The sequence below is a fragment of the Enterobacter chengduensis genome (assembly GCF_001984825.2).
Taxonomy (GTDB): domain Bacteria; phylum Pseudomonadota; class Gammaproteobacteria; order Enterobacterales; family Enterobacteriaceae; genus Enterobacter; species Enterobacter chengduensis.
This window is the reverse complement of the sequence record NZ_CP043318.1, coordinates 671,883-695,923: the sequence shown is the minus strand read 5'-3', so window position 1 is coordinate 695,923 and position 24,041 is coordinate 671,883. Positions and strand designations below refer to the sequence as shown.

Here is a 24,041-nt window from a genome sequence, read left to right as displayed (position 1 = left end):
ACCCGACACGTACGCGGCGCGAAAACTTAGTCCAGCTTCAGCTCGTCATAATGGGTAATCAGTTTACCCACGATGCCGTAGTCCAGCGCTTCCGCCGGAGACATCCAGAAGTTGCGGTCGGTGTCTTTTTTCACTTTTTCCAGCGGCTGGCCGGTCGCGTCGGCGATCAGCTTATTCACGCGATCCAGCATGCGGATGATCTCGCGCGCTTCGATCTCAATGTCCGTTGCCTGACCGCGCACGCCGCCCAGCGGCTGGTGGATCATAAAGCGGGTATTTGGCAGGGAATAACGGTGCTCTTTTTTCGCCGCCAGGAAGATGGTGATCCCCGCGCTCGCCACCCAGCCGGTGCCGATGACGTGCACTTCCGGACGGATGAATTTGATAAAGTCGTGGATGGTGTCACCCGCTTCCACGTGGCCGCCCTGGCTGTTGATGTACAGCTTAATCGGATCGTTGCTGACGCTTTGCAGCAGGATCATCTGGGTGATCACCTTCTGCGCCAGCTCCTGGTTGATCTCACCGGAGATCACAATCGAACGGGACTCCAGCAGTTTTTGCTGCAGAGCGCCCGCGCCGTTTGACCCTTCCGCTTTTTCCTTGTCGCTCTCTTTCAGTGTGTAGTGCATTGTTATTTCCTTCAGCTTGTCGCGCTCAAAACCTGAGTGTAGCCTGTTTTACCGGTGAAAGTCCTCAGGCGCACACAATGCAAACGTCCTGCGCCGCAAACGCGTCGAGAACGCCCTTTTCTATCCCCGCGTCCACCACCAGCATATCGATGTCGCGACTCTTCGCCACGACATAGCGCGCCACGCCGGGAAGCTTATCGGCGGTCAGGGCCACGATGGTCTGGTTACTCTGGGCAATCGCGACTTTTTTGAACGCGCAATCGGCAAAGTCAAACCCGGTAAGTCCCATTTCAGGGTCCATCGCGCAGCCGCCGATAAACGCCTGATCGAATATCATCCCCTGGATCTGGCCTGTCGCCGTGGCGTCCACCGCCCCGCCGGACGTCCGCTGGATCTGCCCGCCGGTCATGATGAGCTCGCACAGCGGATGATGCAGCAGCTCCGCGGCAATCGCCGGGGAGTTTGTGACCACAGTGACGCGGAGATCCCCCGGAAGGGCTTTCGCCAGCGCCAGGTTAGTCGTGCCCGCATCAATATAAATACAGCCGCCAGGCTTAACCAGCGCTGCTGCTTTATGCGCGATTGTGTTCTTTTCTGCACTTATTTGCTGTTCGCGGCTGGAAAAATTCCCCGCATCCGGCAGCTGCAGCACCGCGCCGCCGTAGACCTTTTTACACATCCCTTCTTTGCTAAGTTCATGTAAATCCCGGCGAATGGTGTGCTCTGACACGTTCATCTGGCTCGCCAGCTCGGTACAAACCACCCTTCCGCGCGCCTGAAGGATCTGGCGGATCCGCGCTTGTCGTTGTTCCGGAAAAGCAGCATAATCGAGCATGAGTAGTTCCTGGCAAAGTTTAATCGAGTATCAATGCGCATAATGTTGCATAACCGCGCAATGCACACAACGAGGGTTATTATGAATATTGCACACGTCGCACTCTGGACCCGAAGCCTTGATGCACAGGTTCAGTTCTGGCAAACGGTGTTTGGTGGCCGCAGCAATGAACGCTACGTCAGTAAAAATCGTCCGGGGTTTGAATCGCACTTTATTACGCTGGATAACGGGCCGACCGTCGAGCTGATGACCCTGCCGGAGTTGCCCGACGCCCCGTCGCACCCGGAGTTTATCGGCTGGGCGCATATCGCCATCAACGTCGGCAGCAAAGCGCAGGTCGATACCATGGCCGAGCGGGCACAGGAAAACGGCACGCTGCTCAGCGCCCCGCGTATGACCGGGGACGGCTTCTATGAAGCGGTGATTGCGGATCCGGACGGCAACCGCATTGAGCTTGTTGGTGCATAAAATCAGTGTTTCGTTACTTAACCGCCCCGGCTACGGCTCGCTATACTTCCTCTTCATACGGTTATCATATTGTTAAATGATAATGATAGTTAATGTGTTAAGATGAAAGCCAGCAGAAACAGTCTCTTACGTCAGGAGACGTGTTTATATTCTCGACAGTGAACTCAGCACCGGGGCGGTGAATGGAACACATTGTATATGTGGTTGACGACGACGACGCGGTCAGGCAGTCCGTTCTCGGCCTGCTGGAATCCGCAGATATAGACGCCATGGGCTTTTCATCGGCAGAGGCGTTTCTTCAGCACCGCTTTGAGGATCTGCCCTCGTGCGTGATCCTCGATATGCAAATGCCCGCTATCTCGGGCTTCGAGGTGGCTGACGCGCTCAAGGACAGCGGACGCGAGATCCCGATTATTTTTCTTACCGGCCACGGCACCATCCCGATGTCGGTGCGCGCCATCAAAGGCGGCGCTTATGAATTTCTCACCAAGCCCGTGGAATCCGCCGCGCTGATCGACGCCATTCAGTCCGCGCTTCAGCTGGCGGAGAACAACGCCGAGCGCAGCAAAGCGCACTTCGCCCTGAAGCAGCGCCACATGTCCCTTACCCCGCGCGAGCACGAGGTGCTGACGCTGGCGATAAGCGGCATGCTGAACAAGCAAATTGCCGCCGAGCTGGGCGTTAGCGAGATCACGGTTAAGGTGCACCGCCGCCGGGTGATGGAAAAAATGCAGGTGCGCTCCGTGGCGGAGCTGGTCAGGGCCGTTGAGCGCCTGACCCAAAGCCAGCCTGCGGAGTAACCTTTACCCTTCCTGCGCGGCCAGCGGCAGCGCAAAGGCAAACACGGTGCCGTACGGCTCCCGGCGGCGCGCGCTCAGCTTCCCGCAGTGGCGTTCGATGATGCTGGCGCTGATGGTCAGCCCCATGCCCATCCCCTGCGCCTTGGTGGAGTAAAACGAGTCAAAAATCTGCTCCAGACGCTCGGGCTCAATGCCGCTGCCGGTATCGGCGATCTCCACGATAACTTTTCCGTCCGCGTTGGCCGTGCTGAGGGTGATGGTGGAGGCGCGATCCTTCACCTCGGCCATCGCCTCCACCGCGTTCATCACCAGGTTGAGCAGCACCTGCTGGATCTGCACGCTATCGCCGGTGATAAAGCTGTCCTGCGCCTTTAAAAGATAATCCACGCTAATGTGTCTCTGCTCCAGCTCGCTGCGGGAGAGCGCGATGATATGGTGGATCAGGTAGTGCAGATCGATGCGCACGAAGGTCGGATCCTGCTTGCGCGTCAGGGACTGGATGCTGCGAATGATCTCCCCCGCCCGCGCGCCCTCCGCGGCGATCTCCTCCAGCCCTTCCCGCACTTTATCCAGCCGGGCGGGCTCGCGGTTGAGCCAGCGCAGGCTCGCCCCGGCGTTCGAGACGATCGACATCAGCGGCTGGTTGATCTCGTGGGCGATAGAGGAGGTCAGCTGCCCGACGGTGGTGGCGCGCGACACCCGCGCCAGATCCGCCTGCGCCACCCGCATGGCATCCTCCGCGGCGCGCTGGCTGGTGATATCGGTGATGATGCCGTAGTACTCGTTTACCTCGCTGCCCACGCCCACCGGATCGCCGATGCCGAGGATATAGCGCGTGGAGCCGTCGGTACGCTTAATGCGAAACTCCGCGCGCATGGAGAGCCCCTCGCGCACGCTCTGGGTGACGATGGCGCTGATGCGGGCGTAGTCATCCTCATGGACGAAGGTCAAAAACTCCGCCATGGAGATCATCTTTTGCTGCTCGGGCAGGCCGAGAATGCGGGCGTACTCTTCGGACATGAACATCAGATCCTGCTCCAGCTCCCAGCGCCAGCTGCCGGTGTGGCTGATCTGCTCGCCCAGCATCAGCGACGTCTGGCTGGCGCGCAGCTCTTTCTCCACCCGTCGGCGCTGAATGTTCTCCGCCAGCAGCTCGGCGTACAGCCGCGCCGTCTCCAGGGAGACCGCAGCCTGCGCCCCCAGCAGGCTCACCACGCGCGAGTGCTCGGCGGTGAAGACCTCCGGCATCAGGCGGTTTTCCAGGTAAAGCACGCCCACCAGCCGCGCCTGCTTGAACATCGGGACGCACATCACCGCCGCGCCCGAGGTCACCAGGTAGGGATCCTGGCTGAAGGGATGGAACTCCTCCGGCCTGCCGGTGCGGATCTCCTGCCCGGTACGGATCACCGCCGCCAGCACCGACAGGGGCATGTCGGTCGCCGTCGGCACGTCTTTCAGGATCCGCACCCGCACGCCCTCGGTGCTGGTCCAGGCGCTGGCCTCGATCTCCGGGATCAGGTTCTCGTTCACGCGAAGCAGCAGCCCGCGCTGCGCTCCGGCGCGTTCAAGCAGCAGCGTCATCAGGTTTTCGATTAAGCGTTCAAGGTTGATCTCTTCCGACAGCGCGCGGGAGGCTTTGATCACGCTCTGCAGATCGCGGATCGTCTCATTCTGGGCGAACGCCACGGTGTCGTAGGCGCTGGCCTGCCCGGAGGCCAGCAGGTGCGGGAAATCCTGCTCCAGCTGGCGCACCTTCGCCTGCGCCCCGGCGCGCCCCCAGGCGGCAATTGCGCCGCGGAAGTGCGCGTCCGAGGCGGTCGGGTAGCCGCAGGCCAGCGAAAAGCGCCCCGCCAGCTCGTGGGCCAGGGCGTTGATCGGGTTAAACCCGCCCTCCCGTGACAGCCGGACCGCCCTCTCATACTGCTCCAACGCAATGCTGTTCATCCCGTCCAGACGCACGATTTCGGCGTAGATCAGGGCCTCTTTATCCGCGAACGTGCCGGGATTAACGCGCGCCCAGAGGGCGATTTTGTCGTAGTGGGCGTGAATGCTGCGGCGGTGATTCGCCGAAAAGGTCTCCGGCGTCAGCTGGCGGGAGAGCGCCAGCGCGCTGTAGAGATGGTAATCCAGCAGGTGGATATGCCCCGGCGCAGACCACGCGTACCAGCCCGCCATCTCGAGATCCGCCTGCGCATGGGCAAATTCGCCGCAGGTAAAGTGCGCCATGCCGCGGTAGAGCCAGTACCAGAACAGCATGGTCGACGTTTGCTCCGGTGCCTGCTCCGGCGACGCGGGAAGCAGCGCCTCCGGCAGGACCTGCGAGGCGGTCCAGGTGCCGATGACCGGCGTGCGCAGAAACTCAACGTAGCCGCGCTGCACCATCAAAATGGCTTCCACGTCCTGGAAGTGGGTCTTCCGCACGAACGCCAGGCCGCGATCGATGCTGGTCAGCACCCCGTCCAGATGATCGCCCCGCGAGAGGAAGTTGATGACCTGATGACAGGCCGCAAAGCAGGCCATCGTCATATCGCCGTGCGTCACCGCCGAGGTGAAGCAGGCTTTTGCGCACTCGATGGTAAACGATAAAGGCTGGGTCCAGACGCTGAGCTGATCGAGCGGCAGCAGGGTTTTGGCTTCAAACGCATCGTAGCCGTGGCGACTCACCAGCTCGCGGGCCAGGGTGCCGTACTGGAACCCGAGGCGATACTCGGCGTAGCGGTGGCCCATCAGCACGCCAAACCAGGCCATCGCCGTGGTGGACGCGCCGGTGATGCCGTGGTCGAGGGTCAGGTGCATCATGCGGCAGAGCAGCAAAAAGTGCAGGCGCGGGCAGATGAAGCTGGCGCAGATGCTGGCGCTGTAGAGCAGGTTCATCACCGCTTCGGTTTCCGGATTATCCATCCGCGACAGCGGGGCAAACAGGGCCTGCGGCGCGTCGCCCGCGCGACGACAAAACTGTTCCCAGGCCTCGTCACAGTCGGCATCTTCCGGATAGCGCCCAATCTGGATGCCAAAAATCCCCAGCCAGCAGAGCGCCGCCTCCAGCGCCAGACGGCTGTCCGACTGGCGAATGTAGACCTCCACCAGCAGGTTGGCCGCCAGCGCCTTTTCGGTCAGCGCGCCGGGGCAGCCGAGGATCGCGTCGCACAGCTCGCGGGTGCGCGCCAGGTGCCCGAGCGCAAACTCGCAGCCCGCCTCTTCGATATCGAGCATAAAGTCTGACACCGTTCCGGCGTTGCCCAGCGCTCTGGCGGTCTGGATATAGCTCAGCGCCGAAAGGTAATCCCCCGAACGCTTCGCGCGGCGCGCGGCCAGCAGGCTCAGCTCGCGGAACCTCTGGCGCTGCGGCGCGGGCTGGATGCTGTCCAGCGCGGCGGTGACGTGGTGGACGGCGCGGAACAGCAGCTCGTTCCCCGCCGCCTGACGCGCGGCGTCGGCCAGCAGGCTGGCGGTGGTCAGGTGAAGATGGCTTTTCTCATGCCGATCCAGCAGCGCAAAGGCGGCCTCCTGCACCCGGTCGTGGGTGAAGGAGTACGCTTTTCCCGTCAGCACGATCAGCTGCGCCATCACCGCCGGGTGCAGCGCGTAGCGCATTTCCGCCATCGACAGGCCGACCACGCGGCAGATCATCTCCATCTCGCCGGTGCCGCCGAGACAGGCGAGGCTGCCCAGCAGGCGGCGCGTCTCGTCGGGCAGCTCTTCGAGCTGCTCCAGCACCAGGGTGACGACGTTTTCGGTGTAGTGCCTTGCGCGGATCGCCTGCAGATCGTAGTGCCACCTGTCCTGATATTTGTTGTGCACCACCAGGCCGTCATCAACGATGCGGCGGAAAAACTCGTGCACAAAGAGCGGGTTGCCGCCCGTCTTCTCGTGGATCAGCGTCGCGAGGTCGGTCGTCGCCGCGCTGCGGGTGCGAAACAGCGTCGCCAGCCAGCGCGCTACCGCTCTCACCGAGAGCGCCTGCGGGACAATCTCGCTCGCGTTTTGCGCCGCCTCCGGCAGGCTGACCAGCAGCGCCTGCAGGGCTTCGTCGGCCACGGAGCCGATATCCCGGTGCGCCACGACCACCAGCAGCGGAACCGCGCCGCAGTTCATCAGCAGAGCGTTGAGCGTCTGCAGGCTGGCGGCGTCGCTCCACTGGAGATCGTCGAGCACCAGCACCAGCGGGCAGCCCTGCGAGGCAAAGGTTTTCACCAGCGCCAGCACCATATGGCTGAAGCGCGCCCGGGCATCAATGGAAAACGTATCCGCCGAGAAGCGCGGCTTGCTCTCAAGCAGCAGGCCCAGCTCGGGCACGAGGCTAACGGCCAGTTCTTCATACCCTTCCAGCGCGCGAGACAGGCGGATTTTCCACTTCGCCACGTCGTCCGCGGGCAGCCCCAGCAGGTGCAGCGTCAGGGTGCGGAAGGCGGAGCTGAGTACGCCGTAGGGCAGCGACGGCGAAAACTGATCGACTTTGCCCACCGCCAGCAGCACCGTGCGCTGCTGCAGCGTTTTGAGCGCCGTCGCGATGATCGAGGATTTGCCGATCCCCGACGGCCCGCCGATGGTCACCAGCTCCGGCACCCGGCTCTGCCTCACCCGCTCAAACGCGGCAATCACGTCATTCGCCTGCGGATGCGCGGCGAACAGGGAGTCCGCCAGGTGGATCGCCGGGGTGCGGTCCTGCTGGCCGGGAGTAAAGGGGGCGATCTCGCCCTCACCGGTCAACATCGCCTGGCAGCGTCGCAGGTCGGCAATCAGCCCGTCGACCGTCTGGTAGCGGTTATCGGGATGCTTCTCCAGCAGCTTCAGGATGATGGTCGACAGCATGCCCGGCACGTCCGGGCGGATCGCGTCCGGAGCCAGCGGCGCCGAGGCAATGTGGTAGTGCGCCCAGCGGGTCTGATCGTCCTCTCCCAGATCAAACGGCAGGCGTCCGGTCAGGAGTTCATACAGCACCATGCCGAGGCTGTAGAGATCGCTGCGGCAGTCGACGGCGCGCCGGGTGCGGGTGGTGTGCTCTGGCGACATATACGCGGGCGTTCCGCCCTGCACGGCAAGCCGGGTCTGGGAGAAGGCTTCGGAGAGGCTGCAGGAAAGGCCAAAGCTGCCCAGGCGGCAGGTGGCATCGTGATGAACAAATATCGAGCCGGGTTTGATATCGCCGTGGATCAGGTTTTGCAGGTGCATCTGGCGCAGGGGAACGCAGATCTGGATCGCCATCTCGATAAAGCGCGTGATGCCCGAGATCGCCCTGCCCGCGCGCCGCGCCAGCAGCTCAAACGCAAACGGGGCGTACACCAGCGCGAAGCGCCCCCGGTACTGGGTGGAGGCGACGGCGCGGATGGCCCAGCCGTCCTGCAGCACGTCACGCAGCGCAAACTCGTTTTTAAGCAGCCGGGTGGCCCGCTCTTCCTCTTCGTCGCTCACCGCGGTGGCGATAATGAACGAGCCGCCGGAATGCGGATGCCGCGCGTGCATCCAGGCGATGCCGCCCTCCTGCGCCAGCACGGTAAACATCACATCCTCTTTAAGGACAAAAACCCGCCCCTGGTGAAGATTCCCCTGGGCGGGCCAGAATGCAGGCTGCTCGTGTTCGTTCATCCGCGATCCTTATTGTCGGCGGGCCAGCTCCCGCTGAATATGATCCAGCAGAATATCGATGTTAATGGGCTTACGCAAAAATGCAGCGGCGCCCAGGCTGAGAGCGTACCGCTGCATATTTTCATCTGCATGACCGGAGATAAAGATCACGGGCGGCGGCGGGACGGCCAGCAGCCGCAGCTTGTCAAACAGCTCCAGGCCGCTCATGCCCCGCAGCTTGAGATCGGCGATCACCAGCGCCGCGCCGGACAGGGCGAGCGGATGGCTGAGAAACACCTCTGCCGAATCAAACGTATCGGCCGAATAGCCTTCCGACTCCAGGAGATTACTCAGCCCGCTGCGAACGGAACGTTCGTCATCAATGATGGCAATGCGCCACGGCAGCGTCATGCTGTCTTTCCTCTCACAAATCATTAAGCGTCGCGATCGTCCTTCGCGGGCGCAGGGGGCGCCGTGCCGCTGATTTTCGGTACGCATTCGTGACGAAACCAGGCGAGGGTAAGCGGTTCGCGACTCAGTAAACGCCGTCCCACCGGGATGAGCTGTTCGCCCACCAGCATGCCAAACAGGCCAAGCAGGGCGACAACCGGCGGCGCCGGGGAATGGACGTCGAGCAGGGCGTAAATTACCCCAGCTGCCACGCCGCACACCAGCGAAATTATCCATGCTTTCATGACGACGCTCCCGTCTGCGAGGTGCCCTGCGGAGCGGCCACCTGAGGCGGCGGCACGGCGTCGCGGGACAACAGATGCCGCGTCGCCTGCTCACCCGCCAGCATCCCCAGCAGGCCAATCAGCGCCAGCGCGGGCGGCGCGGGGGATCGCACCTTCAGCACGGCATACATCAGGCCAATCAATACGCCTGCGGCAAGGGATATCAGCCCAGTGCTCATTGTGAACTCCAGAGAAAAAAGCAGCGGCGAGCCGGATGAGGGACCAGCCCGCCGACGAGGCTTAGCGAGCCGGAACCGGCGCTAAGGTGCGGTGCTCGCTCTTCTGGCGAGACGGCGCTTTGTGCACCATGGTGTAGGCGTAATCAACGCCCATGCCGTACGCGCCGGAGTGCTCGCGCACGATATCCATTACCGCGGTGTAGGTCTCTTTACGCGCCCAGTCGCGCTGCCACTCCAGCATCACCTGCTGCCAGGTTACCGGGATCACGCCCGCCTGGATCATGCGCTGCATCGCGAAGTCGTGGGCTTCTTTGGAGGTGCCGCCGGAGGCATCCGCCACCATGTAAATTTCGTAGTCGCCTTCCAGCATCGCGCACAGGGCAAAGCTGTTGTTGCACACTTCGGTCCACAGGCCGGCAACCACCACCTTCTTCTTGCCGTTGGCCTTCAGCGCGTCGCGCACCTTCTGGTCGTCCCAGGAGTTCATGGATGTACGCTCCAGGATGTCCTGGCCCGGGAAGACGTCCAGCAGCTCCGGATAGGTATTGCCGGAGAAGCTTTCGGTCTCTACGGTGGTGATGATGGTTGGGATGTTGAAGACCTTAGCCGCTTTCGCCAGCGCCACGGTGTTGTTTTTCAGCACCTGGCGGTCAATCGACTGCACGCCAAACGCCATCTGAGGCTGGTGATCGATAAAGATAATCTGGCAGTTCGCAGGGGTTAACACTTCGAGCTTTGAAGAGGTCATAGCATTTTCCAGTGGTTAAGGGGAGAAATCGCCGCGATCGCCACGGCGATAAAGTCACCCTCATCCTGCGGTTTATCGCCCCTGGGCGTAATTATCTCTTCGTATAGTTAACCTTAGGTATAGTTATACTTTGGTATACCTATCCTATTGTATAACTGGATCTTTGCCGAAACCGGTTCCCATAATCCTGACCATTCCCCTCTCAGTCAGGAGCAGTTATGGTTACCCTCGGTAAAGCCGATCTCATTCTGGTTAACGGCCAGTTTCATACCGTCGATCGCGAGAACCCCATCGCGGAAGCCGTTGCCGTGCGCGATGGAAAATTTCTGGAGGTGGGTACCGTCGCCGAGGAGATGCAACACCACTGCGACGGTACGAAAGTGGTCGATTTGAAAGGCCACACCGCCATCCCCGGGCTGAACGATTCGCACCTGCACCTCATTCGCGGCGGGCTGAACTACAACCTCGAGCTGCGCTGGGAAGGCGTGCCGTCGCTGGCCGACGCCCTGCGGATGCTGAAAGAGCAGGCCCTGCGCACGCCGTCGCCCCAGTGGGTGCGCGTGGTGGGCGGCTGGACCGAGTTCCAGTTTGCCGAGCGCCGCATGCCGACGCTGGACGAGATCAACGCCGCCGCGCCGGACACCCCGGTTTTCATCCTGCACCTCTACGACCGCGCCCTGCTCAACCGCGCCGCGCTGAAGGTGGTCGGCTACACCAAAGACACGCCGAATCCGCCGGGCGGCGAGATCCAGCGCGACGCTAACGGCAACCCGACCGGGATGCTGATTGCCCGCCCTAACGCCATGATCCTCTACGCCACGCTGGCCAAAGGGCCGAAGCTGCCGCTGGAGCAGCAGGTCAACTCCACCCGCCAGTTCATGCGCGAGCTGAACCGCCTGGGGCTGACCAGCGCCATCGACGCGGGCGGCGGCTTCCAGAACTACCCGGAAGATTACGAGGTGATTGCCGAGCTGCACGAGAAAAAGCAGATGACCATCCGCATCGCCTACAACCTGTTTACCCAGCGTCCGGGCCACGAGCTGGAGGACTTTGAGAAATGGACCGACATGCTCACGCCGGGCCAGGGCAGCGACTTCTTCCGCCATAACGGCGCGGGCGAGATGCTGGTCTTCTCCGCCGCCGATTTTGAAGATTTCCTCGAACCCCGCCCGGATCTCGCGCCGGGCATGGAGGACGAGCTGGAGCGCGTGGTGCGCCATTTGGTGGAGCACCGCTGGCCGTTCCGCCTGCATGCCACCTACAACGAGTCCATCAGCCGCATGCTGGACGTGTTCGAGAAGGTGAACCGCGACATTCCGTTCAACGGCCTGCACTGGTTCTTTGACCACGCGGAAACCGTCACCCAGGCCAACATCGACCGCATCAAGGCGCTCGGCGGCGGCATTGCCGTCCAGCACCGCATGGCCTTCCAGGGGGAGTACTTTGCCGAGCGTTACGGTATCGACGCCACCCGCCACACGCCGCCGGTGGCGAAAATGCTCGAGACCGGCGTCCCGGTGGGCCTGGGAACGGACGCCACCCGCGTGGCGAGCTACAACCCGTGGACCGCGCTCTACTGGCTGGTCTCCGGCCGCACCGTCGGCGGGATGCGGATGTACGACCACAGCGCCCGTCTGGATCGCGACACCGCCCTGATGCTCTGGACCCAGGGCAGCGCGTGGTTCTCCAGCGAGCAGAATCAGAAGGGGCAGATCAAGGTCGGCCAGCTCGCCGACCTGGCGGTGCTAAGCAAAGACTACTTCCGCGTGCCGGAGGAGGAGATCAAGGGCATCGAGTCCGTCCTCACGGTGGTCAACGGCGATATCGTCTACGCAGCAGGCACCTTTGGCCCGCTCGCGCCGCCCGCCATTCCGGTTCTGCCCGACTGGTCCCCGGTGGTCAAGGTGCCGGGCCACTACCGCAGCGCGCCGCCGCAGGCCGCACGCGTGGGCATGAGCACCGTTCACCACTGCAGCGGCCCGTGCGGGGTTCACCGCCACCAGCATGATTTTGCCCGCACGTCAGAGATGCCGGTGTCCGACGATAACGCTTTCTGGGGGGCGCTGGGCTGCAGCTGCTTTGCATTCTGATGAAAAACACCACTATGCCGCCCCGGGTTGACCTGGGGCTGTTCTTCCTGCGCCTGACCGGCAGCCTGCTGCTGCTCTACGTGCACGGCCTGCCGAAGGTGCTGCACTTCAGCGAAGAGCTGACGCGCATTGAAGATCCGTTCGGCTTCGGGCCTTACGCCAGCCTGATCCCGGCGATTGTCGCCGAGGTGGTTTGCCCGCTGTTTATCATTGCGGGCGTGTACACCCGCCTGGCGTGCCTGCCGATTATCGCCGTGCTGCTGGTGGCGATGCTGGCGGTCCACCCGAACTGGTCGATTGCCGAAGGGCAGTTTGGCTGGCTGCTGCTGATTATCTTCACCACCCTTGCCCTCACCGGGCCGGGCCAGTGGCGATTGCAGCGTAAGGCAGCGGAGAGGTTCGCATGACCCAGGTTAACGACGTTCGCGACGCACACGTCGAGACGACGTCCGCATCAACGGTTTCACCCTGGCAGCCGCTAGGCCAGCCGGTGTTCAGGATGCTGTGGATCGCCACGGTGGTCTCTAACGTCGGCTCATGGATGAGCGATGTCGGCATCAACTGGAGCATGCTGACCCTGAGCGCCGATCCGCTGGACATCGCGCTGGTGCAGGCGGCCAGCAGCCTGCCGATGTTCCTCTTCGCCCTGCCGTCCGGGGTGATGGCGGACATCGTCGACCGGCGTAAATACCTGCTCTTCTCCCAGCTGTGGGTGTTCATCGCCGCCGCCGGGCTTACGGTGCTGTCGTTCACCGGACACGTCACCCCCGCCGTGCTGCTGGTGGCGACGTTTCTGCTGAGCGTCGGCGCGGCGATGAGCTCGCCGCCGTTCCAGGCCGTGGTGCCGGACCTGGTGAGCAAGCCGGAGCTGGGCGCCGCCGTGGCGCTGAACTCGCTCGGGGTAAACATCAGCCGGGCGATTGGCCCCGCGCTGGGTGGTTTTCTGCTGTCGCTCGCCGGGCCGTGGATGGTGTTTGCCCTGAACGCGCTGTCCGTGGTCGGCGTGGCGTGGGTACTGTGGCGCTGGCGTCAGGCCCCATCGGTGCAGCGCCTGCCGCCGGAGCATTTCTTCTCGGCGGTGCGATCCGGCATTCGCTACGTGCACGCCGCGCCGGTGCTGCGCAACGTGCTGGTGCGCACCGTGGCCTTCTTCGTTTTCGGCAGCGCAGGCTGGGCGCTGCTGCCGCTGGTGGCGCGCCGCGAGCTGGGCTTAGGTCCGGCGGGCTACGGCGTGATGCTGGCGTGCATTGGGCTGGGGGCGATTGCCGGGGCGATCCTGCTGCCGCGCCTGCGCCAGCGGCTGAACGCCGACCGCCTGATGGTGGCCGCCAGCCTGACCTTTGCCCTGACCATGCTGGCGCTGGCGTTTGTGCGCCACGTCTGGCTGCTCAACCTGTTTGAATTCTTCACCGGCTTCGCGTGGATTGCGGTGCTCTCCACCCTCAACCTCGGCGCGCAGCGCAGCGCCGCCCGCTGGGTGAAGGCCCGCGCGCTGGCGGTGTATCTGACGGTGTTCTTCGGCTCGATGACCGCGGGCAGCGCCCTCTGGGGGCAGATCGCCTCCCGGTTCGGTACCCCAACCTCGCTGGTGGTCGCCACGCTGGGGATGGTGCTGGCAAGCGCCACCGTGTTCCGCTGGAAGCTGGAGAAAGATCCGGACCTGAACCTCGACCTGAGCGGCCAGCCGCTGGACGGCGTGGAGATTGACCTGCCGAACGAGCGCGGCCCGGTGCTGGTGTCGCACGAGTATCTCATCGACCCGCAAAACGCCAAAGCCTTCCTGGAGGCGGTCCACGAGCTGCGCCGGGTGCGCCGCCGCGCCGGGGCGATGAGCTGGGCGGTATATGAAGATATCGAGCGTCCCGGCCTGTTTATCGAGACCTTCCTGATGGGCTCGTGGATTGAGCATCTGCGCCAGCAGGAGCGCCACACCATGAATGACCTCCTGCTGCAGAGCCGCGTTCTGGCTTTTCATCAGGGCACAACCTCACCGGCCATTCGCTACCTGGTCGCGCCGGTATAACCATAACCATCACCTGTACAGGAACACACTATGGCAACGTTTAAGGCAAAAGACGGCACGCAGATTTACTACAAAGAAGGCGGCGCGGGTAAACCGGTTCTCTTCAGCCACGGCTGGCCGCTGGACGGCGACATGTGGGACAGCCAGCTGAACTACCTGGCCGAGCGCGGCTTCCGCGCCATCGCCTTTGACCGTCGCGGCTTTGGCCGCTCGGATCAGCCGTGGAACGGCTACGACTACGACACCTTTGCGTCCGACATTAACGACCTGATTACCACCCTGGACCTGCAGGACGTGACGCTGGTGGGCTTCTCCATGGGCGGCGGCGACGTGACCCGCTACATCAATAACTACGGCAGCTCACGCGTCGCCGGGCTGGCGCTGCTTGGCGCGGTCACGCCGATCTTCGGTAAATCCGACTCCTTCCCGCAGGGCGTGGATCAAAGCGTGTTCGACGGCATTCGCGACGGGTTGCGTAAAGATCGCGCCCAGTTCATCAGCGACTTCGCCACCCCGTTCTACGGCACCAACGCCGGGCAAACCGTTTCTGCCGGTGCCCTGACCCAGACGCTGAACATCGCCCTGCTGGCTTCCCTGAAGGGCACCATCGACTGCGTGACCGCGTTCGGCGAAACCGACTTCCGCCCGGATATGGCGAAAATCGACGTGCCGACGCTGGTGATCCACGGCAGCAACGACCAGATCGTGCCGTTTGAAAGCACCGGCAAGCTGGCGGCAGAGATGATCAAAAACGCCACGCTGAAGGTGTACGACAACGCGCCGCACGGCTTTGCGCTGACCCACCAGGACCAGCTCAACGAAGATCTGCTGGCGTTTGTGAAGTCGCTGTAATGTCATATGAGGGCATGTCGTTCCGGCATGCCCTTATAGATCACTGTTTTAGGTAGTTATTCACTAAGGCTTACAATCCCGTAAAATTCAGTCGCCAGGTTACTGAAGCCTGAAATTTTACTGGAGAGCATATGGACGCAGTTGAGCAAGACGTCAGATTCGCATGGGCAGACTTCTATCAGGCATTTGCCTCTCAGCTACTGACCTGGCGAAATCGAAGAGAGGAGCTGGTGGCGGGTATTCACCGCATTGCTGCTGAGATTGGCAGTATGTCACACCTGCAGGACAAGCCCGCTAATGGCGCTCCCCATCCCTTGAAAGACATTTGTCCTTTCACCACTATGGGTTTATTTAATCGCTCGCTTACCGTTACCAACCGAAGAAATATCGCAGCCAGCCTGGCAAAACTGATAGGCGTTCGCGAACCGGTTCCTGAGTCGTTCGACGGTATTCCGCTTCTGAACAATCAGAAGTCATGGTTCTTTGGCTATGAGAAATCACGTAAGCCTGAAGACATCGATACGCTGTGGGAAATGTTTTCTCAGGCAATCTCCTTCGCCGACACCCCAAACGCCGATCCCACGGACTTCCTGTTTTCTTATGACGCCGCATCTAACGTGCGCAATGTTGGCTGGAACCTGACGATGGGATTGTACTGGCTACGCCCCTGGTTCTACCCTACGCTGGATAGCCAATCTCAGTACTACATCCAGAAAGTCCTGAATATTAAAATCATTAAAAAAGGTGCCAAAGGGCGCTGCAGCGGACACAACTATCAGACCGTAGCGCTGGCGCTCAAAAAGGCCTTTACCCAGCCAAACTATCCGGTTCACTCCTTCCCTGAACTCTCCCTGGCGGCATGGAATATCGATTTACATCAGTCAAATGATGAAGTCGAGCGGCTGACATGGAAAGCGTATTTGCTTAATAAAATCAAACTACTGTGCCTGAAAAAAGACAGCCCATATTTCTCCTTGAGGGAGTTAAAAGAGGCTTATCTGGATGAGATTAAGGCGGATTATCCCAATAACAATACGGTTGAATCGTCCATTTCATATTATCTGCAAAAACTACGTGATGATGATGAACTGGAGTTTCAGACCCCCGGCAACTATGAATACCTCAACTTCGATAAAGGTGAATTCCAGAGCATCACCGAGGAAACGGTTGAAGAGAACGTGCCAGCGGAAATCCCCCATAAGCCTTACGCGATAAGCAATTTGATCGATGAGGGCTGCTTTTTAGAAGAGGAAAAAATCCAACTCATCCTTCAGCGGTTACAGGCCAAAAAAAACCTGATCCTGCAGGGCCCGCCGGGAACCGGTAAAACCTGGCTTGCCCGCCGCCTGGCGTATTGCCTTATGGGCGAGGAAACCTCTAAGCGCATCAGCGCGGTGCAGTTCCACCCCACCCTCTCCTATGAAGACTTTATTCGCGGCTGGCGTCCTAACAATGAAGGACGTTTGGCACTGGTAGACGGGCCTTTTCTCCATGCGATCGACAAAGCAGTAAACGATCCGACAACTAAGTACGTGGTCATTATTGAGGAAATTAACCGGGGTAATCCTGCGCAAATTTTTGGCGAGACGCTGACGCTGATGGAGGCGGATAAACGCACGCCGAATGAGGCGCTTGAGCTTTCATACCGATCTGATATGGATGAAAAAACCTACATTCCTGAGAACCTGTACATCATCGGGACGATGAATATCGCTGACCGCTCGCTTGCCCTGCTCGACTTAGCATTACGGCGCCGCTTTGCGTTTATTGATCTTAAGCCCGAGTTTAACGACGCGTGGAAAAAATGGGTTAACCAACGGTTTAATGTGAGCGTGGAAACATTAGCCCTAATCGAATCCCAAATAACTGCGTTAAATGAAAAATTGTCCAGGGATGCGGCCCTGGGACCACAGTTTTGTATCGGGCATAGCTACGTTACCCCACCAGCGGGGTTGAAGATTGACGACGGTATGGCCTGGTACAAGCAGGTTGTCGAAACAGAAATCTGTCCTTTGCTTGCCGAATACTGGTTCGATGCGCCGGAGAAAGTTCTGGATGCCAGAAAGGAACTCCTCAGCGTATGACCTATCTTGATGAACGTGGCGATACGCAGGCTCGGGCAGCCGTATTGCGCATTCCTTTGCGCAATATCTGGCTATTGATGCTGTATGCCTCTAGTCTGTTTCGCCATCACGGGCGCAGCATGGTTGCCGCTGAAAACAACCCGGAGGAAATCCCGGCGCTGGTGGCCAGGATCCTGCTTCACGAAGTAGAGCAGCGGCTGTTAAGGCATTTAAGTATGGGATACCAAACTCGCCGCGCCACGCTAAACAGGGTAAGGGGACGCATTGATGTTCTGCGCACAACCAGTCGACAGTTGCTTGAGCGGGCACAGGTAGCCTGTCAGTTTCAGGAAATGACGCTGGATACCCCCCGCAATCGCTATGTTCGTTCTGCGTTAGAGCACCTTGTCCCACTACTCAGCGACGGCGCGCTGGCTGGGCAATGTCGCGCAATGGCAATCAATTTGCGTCGTCGAGGTATCGAAGGCGGTATGCCGAGCAAAGGTGAACTGCCATCAATCGCGCGCTTTGGTCGCCATGATGCGGCAGATAAAGCCATGGTAGATGCCGCGCAGCTGGCATTTGAATTATGGCTACCAACCCAAACTGCGGGGCAAAAACTCTTGCCAACGCCGTCTGATGACCCTTACTGGATGCGTAAGCTGTTCGAGAAAAGTATGGCGGGTTTCTATCACGTCCATCTTCCCAAAAAAGACTGGACAGTCGCTGCCGGAAAAGAGTTGAAATGGAGATTAACGTCTCACAGTGCAGGGAGCGAAAGTATTTTCCCAACCATGAACTCGGACATCATTCTTGAGCACAGGCAACCTGCACAGCGCATCATCATCGACACTAAATTCAATAACATTCTGATTAAAGGCTGGTATCGTGATCAGAGCTTGCGCAGCGGTTATATCTACCAGATGTATACCTATCTGCGCACGCAGGAGAATCGAACAGACCCGCTATCTCTCCGTTCGGCCGGATTATTACTTCATCCAGCCGTCGACGTAATGCTCTCCGAATTCGTTGAGGTACAGGGGCATAAAATCCACTTTGCCACCGTTGATTTAGCAGCAGATGCCGTCACAATGACTCAGCAATTATTGAAATTAGCCCATGATTGCTGTGGGATAGCTGACGTGAATTAAGTTCTGAAGTGGACGCCTGCATGACAGGCGCCCACCTGGATTAGTTCGCCGGTGCCGGGCGCTCCAGCCGCTTATTCTCCGAACCGCTATTTTCTATATGATGCCTGCGCTCCGCCAGCAGCCGACAAATCTCTGCATGCTTCTCCTCGGTGAAGGTAAAGCGCGACATAAAGCCAATCCGGATCAGCGACCCAATCGCCGGCAGCAGGCAGATCCCGAAGAACAGCCCCGACAGCACGCTCTCGCTCTGAATTTGCGCCTGCGGCACGTAGCCGATCATCGTCAGAAACACGCCGATTAACCCGCCGCCCACCGCCACCGACATCTTGCCGGTAAAGGTCTGTCCGGAGAAGGTGATCGCCGCGCAGCGCTTGTGGGTGTGGTACTCCGCGTACTCGATGGTGTCGGCAATCATCGACGAGGTGAGGATGTTGGTCATCATCACGAACAGCGTGCTCAGGCCGAGCAGAATAAACAGCATCGTCACCTGCTGATACCCGACAAACCACATCACCACGCGCACCGCCACGTCCAGCCCGCAGAGGATCATAAACAGCTTCCGCTTCTGCATCCGGCGCGTCAGCATCGGGGCGACCAGGCACAGCACCGCCGCGACAATCCCCATCACGCCAATCGCCATCTGCAGGCTGCCGTCGCCCAGGTTGTTGATAAAGAAGTAGATATACAGGCCGCCCGCCACGTTGTGGAACACGCAGAAGAAGAACGACAGCAGGACGATAAACAGCGGCTTGTTCTGACGCAGGTTGTGGAAGGTGTCGCGGATGGTCACCTTTTCCGGGCTCGGCGGCACGCGCTCTTTGATCTGCATAAAGCCGTTAAGCATCAGCGGCAGCCCCACCAGCATCATCACCAGCGCCGCCATAAAGTAACCTTTGTCGTTACTGTACTGGGCGAAGAACGCCGCCAGCTTCGGGAAGAAGATGTTGGCGCAGGCAATCCCGGCGTTCACCCCGAGCATCGCCGCCGTCACCGCGCGGGTGCGCTGCCCGGAGTCGTTGGTCATTACCGACGACATCGACCAGAACGGAATATCGGAGATGGCATACAGCGTCCCCCACAGGATGTAGGTCACCCCGGCGTAGAGGATTTTGGTGGTCATGTCCGCTTCGATTTTATAGAACGACAGCAGCGTGACGCCGGTGATCAGCAGCGGGGCGATCAGCAAAAAGTGGCGAAACTTGCCGAACCGGCTGTTAATGGTGTCCATAATGCTGGCAAACAGCGGATCGTGAACCGCATCCCACGCGCGGGCAATCAGGAAGATGGTGCTCGCCGCCAGTGCCGAGATCCCCAGCACGTCGGTGTAAAAATAGTTAATAAACGAACCCACTAAACCAAAGCTAAAACACTGACCTAAACCATAACCAAAATAAGACCACAGCTCGCGAGACGGTATTTTCATTGTCGTTGCCATTGTTATATGCCTGCCTGGTTGCCCGGCGGTGGACCGCCGGGTCGATATTATTAGCCCTGAACTTTCGGGGCGATCTTGCGCAGCTGCTGCATCAGGGCGATTTCACGGCGCGAGAACGGAATGCCGTTCTCCTCAAACACGTCGTGGAACCAGAGGCGGCAGTAGTCCGTGGACTCCTTCATCACCACCGGCCACGGCAGCCACGTCTGGGTTTTGCCTCGCACCAGCCCCCACTGATACGGCGCGATTTTCGCCGCGTACATCAGCGGGAGCTGCTCTTCGAGGGTGCTGCCCACGTGGCGCGCCAGCCATTCGGTGCAGAACAGCGGGCGACCGAGCGCCTGCAGCTGCTGGATTATCGCCGTCATCCGGCCCGTGTGGGTGTAGGCGTGGAAGCTCACCACGTCCGAGAGCGCCAGCGCGGTCTGGTCCAGCGGATGCTGGAAGAACGTCTCGCCCTCCTCTTCCGGCGGCAGACGCCAGGCGCAGACGGTGAGCGGCTGGGTCGGGTTCTCTTCACGCACCCACTGGAATGCGAGCTTCATAAGCTTATGGGCACAGGTCTCCAGCTTCGCGTCGTACTGCACCTCCTGCGTGCCCGTCGCGAAAATGCCGCGGTTGCCCGGCTCGTTGTAGAGATCCCACAGCAGCACGCGCCTGTCGTCGCGGAACTGGCGGACAACGTCGCGGATATAGCGCTCAATCTGCGGCCAGCAGTCGGGATCGCACACCTTGTCACGTCCCGGGCTTGCCGCCGCCTGGCTGTTGTGCTTGCCCGGTACGGGCGGCTTTTGCGGGCCGAGGTACGGCTCGTCGCCGGAGAAGCCGCAGTCGTCCATCAGGGTCAGCATGGTGCTGAACCCGCGACCGTCGGCAATGGTTAAAAACCGGTCGATGCGCGCCATCAGCCCGTCGCGGTCATGCTCCCATACGATAAACGGCAGGTTGATGCGCAGGGTGTTGTAGCCCGCCTCCGCCGCCCAGCCCAGCTCGCGCTCGATGGTGGCGGCATCGAAGGTCTCTTCCTGCCAGATATCGGTCCAGTTCACCGCCGTCGACGGCAGATAGTTAAACCCGCACAGCCAGCCTTTTTGCTGATACCACGCCTGTGCCTGCTCCCTGCTCCACTGCTCTTTCATTACGCATCCTCTTACTGATAATATTTAGCTAATAAATATTAGTTGCGGGATAAATGCGCAATTTGCCGCACGAAGAAAAGCGACGGCCTTCACAAAGTTCACGCAGGCGCGAATAAGAAACGTGATCGACGGCGCGTAAGCGCGCGGTTAGGGTATGATGCGAAGTCGCAAAAGGGAGAGGACGGATGAAGCGAAAACCGAAAGTGACGATGAACGATATTGCGCGGGCGGCAGGGGTGTCGCAGGCGACGGTATCGCTGGTGCTTAACCAGTCCCGCAACATCAAGCTCAGCGACGACACCCGCCAGCGGGTGATTAATGTGGCCACCGAGCTCGGCTACGACCGCCTCCCCGCCGTTCACGCCCCGCGCAACCAGGAAGAGATCGCCCTGCTGGTCAGCTCCATGCAGAGCTTCGACCCGTTTATCGACGCCATCAGCCAGGCGCGGGAAGCGGCGTGGCGCAACGAGACGCTGCTCACCGTCTACGACTACGGCGACGACATCGAGCTGGCGCTGAACATCATCCGCCAGCTGGAGAAGCGCAACTGCATCGGGATTATTCTCGCCTCCCCGGTCACCACGCTGGTGGACATGACGGCTTTCCAGGACTGCACCCGCATCCCGCTGGTGCTGCTCAACCAGCGCGACCCCGGCTCGCCGCTGCTGCCGTCGTTTATCCCGGACGACTACGCCAACGCCTTCCAGGTCACTAAGCATCTCATCGCCTGCGGGGCCACGCGCATCGCCCACATTACCGGGGAGAGCTGGATGGAGGCCTCGCGCCAGCGTCTGGCAGGCTACCGGGCGGCGCTGGAACAGGCCGGACTCGCGTGCGACGACGGTCTGGTGCGCCAGACCAACTGGCAGTTCAGCGAGTCCTTTACCGCCACCATGTCCCTGCTGGAACTGGCCGGGCGCCCGGACGCCATCTTCTGCGCCAGCGACTGGCTGGCGATTGGCTGCTATCAGGCGCTGGTGGTGAACGGCGTGCGCATCCCGCAGGACATGCTGCTGGCGGGCTACGACGACCAGAAGATTTCCGAGCAGCTCACCCCGCCGCTGACCAGCATCCAGCTGCCCTACAGCGAGCTGGGACGGCTGGCGGTGGAGTACCTGTGCAATCAGGAAGATGCCGCCACGCACGTGACGCTGGCGGGCAGGCTGAAGGTGCGCGCCTCAAGCCTCGTCTGAGGTAAATACCATGCCCGCATAGGGCTTCTCGCGACACGCCGCCAGCCGCGCGGCGAGGCTGCCTACGTGCAGCTCCAGCTTGTGCCCGTCCGGGTCGAGAAAATAGAACGACGCCCCCTCGCTTTTGTTCTGCTTCCAGACGGTGGCGCCCGCCTGCTCCAGCTTGTTCGAGAACGGTTCAAAATCTTCTTCCGTCACGGTAAACGCGTAGTGGGTGTAGTCGCTCTCCTGCGGCGGCACGACCTGGCGCGCCTCGTCGTACGACAGGCAGACCCACAGATCGCCGCAGGTGAGGTAGGCCCCGGTATTCCAGCGGGCGTGCAGGGTCAGGCCCAGCAGCTCGTGCCAGAAGGTGACGCTTTTTTGCAGGTCGCTGACCGCGAGGGTCAGGTGGTTGAGTGATTGCAGCATGACGTGCCCTTTTGTTTTTCGCGCCGGACGTGGTACGGTAAAGAGATGAACATAAACCACGCCGTGCTCACCGTAAACCGCTGGTGGCTGCCTTCTTAAAGGCGGCACGGAGTAGTTTTCCTCATTTTCAGATAGCCGCCGAAAGGCGGCTTTCTCACATCTAAGACCCCTTTCGGCATTACAACGTTAAGGAGTCTTTATGAACGCACCCACCATCCTCACCGGCGATCGTCCGACCGGCCCGCTGCACCTCGGCCACTTCGTCGGATCGCTGCGCCAGCGCGTGGCGCTCCAGCAGACGCACAGCCAGTTTGTGCTGATTGCCGACCTGCAGGGGCTGACCGACAACGGCAGCAACCCGCAGAAGATACGCGACAACATCCCCGAGGTGCTGGCCGACTACCTCGCCGCGGGCATCGACCCGAACCTGACCACGATCTGCCTGCAGTCCGCCCTGCCCGCCCTCGCCGAGCTGACGATGCTGTATATGAACATCGTCACCGTCGCCCGCGTGGAGCGTAACCCGACGGTGAAAAACGAGATTGCGCAGAAGGGCTTCGCCCGCTCGCTGCCGGTCGGGTTTATGGCCTACCCCATCAGCCAGGCGGCGGACATCACGGCGTTTAAGGCCGAGTGCGTGCCCGTCGGCGACGACCAGCTGCCGATGATTGAGCAGACCAACGAGATTGTGCACAAGATGAACAGCCTGCTGCCCGCCCCGGTGCTGCGCCACTGCAGGGCGATGCTGAGCGACACCAGCCGCCTGCCCGGCATCGACGGCAGCGCCAAGATGTCGAAATCGCTGGGCAACACGCTGCACCTTTCGGCCAGCGAAGAGACCATTCATCGTGCGGTGAGCGCGATGTACACCGACCCGAACCACCTGAAGGTAAGCGACCCGGGGCAGATTGAGGGGAACGTGGTGTTTACGTATCTCGACGCGTTTCATCCGGACAAGGACAAAGTGGCGGCGATGAAGGCGCACTATCAGGCGGGCGGGCTGGGTGACCGGGTTTGTAAGAACGAGCTGGAGGCGTGCCTGCAGGAGCTGATTGCGCCGATGCGGGAGCGGAGGGCGATGTATATGCGTGACAGGGGCGAGTTGATGGCGATGCTGAAGCGCGGGACCGAACGGGCGCAGGGGGTGACGCAGGAGACGTTGAGGGAGGTGAAGGTTGGGCTGGGGGTGCCGGTGTTTAGTTAAAGTCGATTTAGCGGTGGAGTGCGGGGGATTAGCATGAAGCCGCTAACTTGATTATTGCGGAAATAAGCAAGGCGCAAAAATTCTTAAATACATTATTAGCCATTGTTGTTTGTCATTCTGTTAAGAGCGCTATATTCATAGACTCTTTATTTTTTTAACCGTCTCGGCAAATGCTATGGGCAAGTTTATTATTTACATGCTGAATATATTATTTTGTGGTTATGTACTGGCTACAAGCCTCATTTCTTTGGTTAGTTTTGATAACTGGGAGGACCGTACAATCGCAATAACAATCATATTAGGAAGTGCACAGCTTATTGCGACATTACTTAATCGGGTACTGCCTCATAAGTTACATATTTTAGAGGGGATAGCTGAACTGGTAGAGGGTCCGCTATTAGTGATTGGAGCAATTGTGTGTCTGCATGTGTTAGAACCCTGGCCGATGAAGATTATTGGGATGTTTGCGTGGGTTATTTTTATGATGTTTAGGCCATCATTGACGAAAAGAGATTAGTAATG

General features: G+C 60.4%; 21 protein-coding genes. 11 read left to right on the top strand and 10 right to left on the bottom strand.

The features are described 5' to 3' along the window. Positions 1–26 precede the first annotated feature (26 nt). Together FY206_RS03390 and FY206_RS03385 are read right to left on the bottom strand one after the other, a co-directional pair. Entirely contained in the window at positions 27–629 is a 603-nt protein-coding gene (locus tag FY206_RS03390) for an ATP-dependent Clp protease proteolytic subunit (RefSeq protein WP_024909504.1), read from the bottom strand. A gap of 64 nt (positions 630–693) precedes the next feature. Next, positions 694–1,464, bottom strand: coding sequence for a DeoR/GlpR family DNA-binding transcription regulator (locus tag FY206_RS03385; protein WP_032643923.1), 771 nt, complete (start codon positions 1,462–1,464; stop codon positions 694–696). A gap of 81 nt (positions 1,465–1,545) precedes the next feature. On the opposite strand from FY206_RS03385, the gene FY206_RS03380 reads away from it, so the two are divergent. Together FY206_RS03380 and FY206_RS03375 are read left to right on the top strand one after the other, a co-directional pair. Further along, positions 1,546–1,932 (top strand): VOC family protein, encoded by a 387-nt coding sequence (locus tag FY206_RS03380; RefSeq protein ID WP_032643922.1) that lies wholly within the window; start codon positions 1,546–1,548, stop codon positions 1,930–1,932. Positions 1,933–2,114: 182 nt separating this feature from the next. Beyond that, on the top strand, positions 2,115–2,732 hold the full coding sequence (locus FY206_RS03375; RefSeq protein ID WP_032643921.1) for a response regulator transcription factor: 618 nt from the start codon (positions 2,115–2,117) through the stop codon (positions 2,730–2,732). 3 nt (positions 2,733–2,735) lie between these two features. Here the strand turns inward: FY206_RS03375 and FY206_RS03370 are convergent, their stop codons facing one another. From FY206_RS03370 to FY206_RS03350, 5 genes are all read right to left on the bottom strand, one after another. After that, a complete protein-coding gene (locus FY206_RS03370) occupies positions 2,736–8,318 on the bottom strand; it encodes a trifunctional serine/threonine-protein kinase/ATP-binding protein/sensor histidine kinase (RefSeq protein ID WP_032643920.1) in 5,583 nt (1,860 codons plus the stop codon). A 9-nt stretch (positions 8,319–8,327) separates the two neighbouring features. Next, complete coding sequence (locus FY206_RS03365; RefSeq protein WP_032643919.1) at positions 8,328–8,708, bottom strand: response regulator transcription factor; 381 nt, start codon at positions 8,706–8,708, stop codon at positions 8,328–8,330. Between the two features lie 23 nt (positions 8,709–8,731). Continuing rightward, positions 8,732–8,992, bottom strand: a complete 261-nt coding sequence (locus tag FY206_RS03360; RefSeq protein ID WP_032643918.1) for a XapX domain-containing protein — start codon at positions 8,990–8,992, stop codon at positions 8,732–8,734. Then, the gene (locus FY206_RS03355; protein WP_032643917.1) at positions 8,989–9,210 is read right to left on the bottom strand and encodes a DUF1427 family protein; all 222 of its coding nucleotides are present in this window, start codon (positions 9,208–9,210) and stop codon (positions 8,989–8,991) included. Before FY206_RS03355 ends, FY206_RS03360 begins: the two co-directional genes overlap by 4 nt. A 61-nt stretch (positions 9,211–9,271) precedes the next feature. Beyond that, on the bottom strand, positions 9,272–9,958 hold the full coding sequence (locus FY206_RS03350) for a hydrolase (protein ID WP_023331928.1): 687 nt from the start codon (positions 9,956–9,958) through the stop codon (positions 9,272–9,274). Between the two features lie 218 nt (positions 9,959–10,176). Here FY206_RS03350 and FY206_RS03345 point away from each other — a divergent pair, with 218 nt between their 5' ends. The 6 genes from FY206_RS03345 (at position 10,177) to mcrC (ending at position 18,137) form a co-directional block, all read left to right on the top strand. Next, positions 10,177–12,048 carry an amidohydrolase gene (locus FY206_RS03345; protein WP_032643916.1) on the top strand — a complete coding sequence of 624 codons (1,872 nt, stop codon included), beginning with the start codon at positions 10,177–10,179 and terminating at the stop codon, positions 12,046–12,048. Beyond that, positions 12,048–12,455: a DoxX family protein gene (locus tag FY206_RS03340; RefSeq protein ID WP_032643915.1), complete on the top strand. Its 408-nt coding sequence runs from the start codon at positions 12,048–12,050 to the stop codon at positions 12,453–12,455. The genes FY206_RS03345 and FY206_RS03340 overlap by 1 nt, the downstream gene beginning before the upstream one ends. Further along, positions 12,452–14,071, top strand: coding sequence for an MFS transporter (locus FY206_RS03335; RefSeq protein WP_032643914.1), 1,620 nt, complete (start codon positions 12,452–12,454; stop codon positions 14,069–14,071). The genes FY206_RS03340 and FY206_RS03335 overlap by 4 nt, the downstream gene beginning before the upstream one ends. A gap of 30 nt (positions 14,072–14,101) precedes the next feature. After that, entirely contained in the window at positions 14,102–14,923 is an 822-nt protein-coding gene (locus tag FY206_RS03330) for an alpha/beta fold hydrolase (RefSeq protein ID WP_032643913.1), read from the top strand. 131 nt (positions 14,924–15,054) lie between these two features. Then, positions 15,055–17,007, top strand: a complete 1,953-nt coding sequence (locus FY206_RS03325; protein WP_032643912.1) for an AAA family ATPase — start codon at positions 15,055–15,057, stop codon at positions 17,005–17,007. Next, a complete protein-coding gene (mcrC, locus tag FY206_RS03320; RefSeq protein ID WP_045890406.1) occupies positions 17,004–18,137 on the top strand; it encodes a 5-methylcytosine-specific restriction endonuclease system specificity protein McrC in 1,134 nt (377 codons plus the stop codon). Before FY206_RS03325 ends, mcrC begins: the two co-directional genes overlap by 4 nt. 40 nt (positions 18,138–18,177) lie before the next feature. Here the strand turns inward: mcrC and FY206_RS03315 are convergent, their stop codons facing one another. Both FY206_RS03315 and FY206_RS03310 read right to left on the bottom strand, forming a co-directional pair. Continuing rightward, positions 18,178–19,572, bottom strand: a complete 1,395-nt coding sequence (locus FY206_RS03315; protein WP_032643911.1) for an MFS transporter — start codon at positions 19,570–19,572, stop codon at positions 18,178–18,180. A gap of 50 nt (positions 19,573–19,622) precedes the next feature. After that, complete coding sequence (locus FY206_RS03310; RefSeq protein ID WP_032643910.1) at positions 19,623–20,711, bottom strand: cellulase family glycosylhydrolase; 1,089 nt, start codon at positions 20,709–20,711, stop codon at positions 19,623–19,625. Between the two features lie 185 nt (positions 20,712–20,896). Between FY206_RS03310 and FY206_RS03305 the strand changes: the two genes are divergently transcribed. Beyond that, a complete protein-coding gene (locus tag FY206_RS03305) occupies positions 20,897–21,904 on the top strand; it encodes a LacI family DNA-binding transcriptional regulator (protein WP_032643909.1) in 1,008 nt (335 codons plus the stop codon). Here the strand turns inward: FY206_RS03305 and fosA are convergent. Then, on the bottom strand, positions 21,890–22,315 hold the full coding sequence (gene fosA, locus FY206_RS03300; RefSeq protein ID WP_032643908.1) for a FosA/FosA2 family fosfomycin resistance glutathione transferase: 426 nt from the start codon (positions 22,313–22,315) through the stop codon (positions 21,890–21,892). The genes FY206_RS03305 and fosA overlap by 15 nt on opposite strands. A gap of 199 nt (positions 22,316–22,514) precedes the next feature. Here fosA and trpS point away from each other — a divergent pair, with 199 nt between their 5' ends. Further along, positions 22,515–23,519, top strand: a complete 1,005-nt coding sequence (trpS, locus tag FY206_RS03295) for a tryptophan--tRNA ligase (RefSeq protein ID WP_032643907.1) — start codon at positions 22,515–22,517, stop codon at positions 23,517–23,519. Between the two features lie 175 nt (positions 23,520–23,694). Next, entirely contained in the window at positions 23,695–24,036 is a 342-nt protein-coding gene (locus tag FY206_RS03290; protein ID WP_032643906.1) for a hypothetical protein, read from the top strand. Positions 24,037–24,041 lie beyond the last annotated feature (5 nt).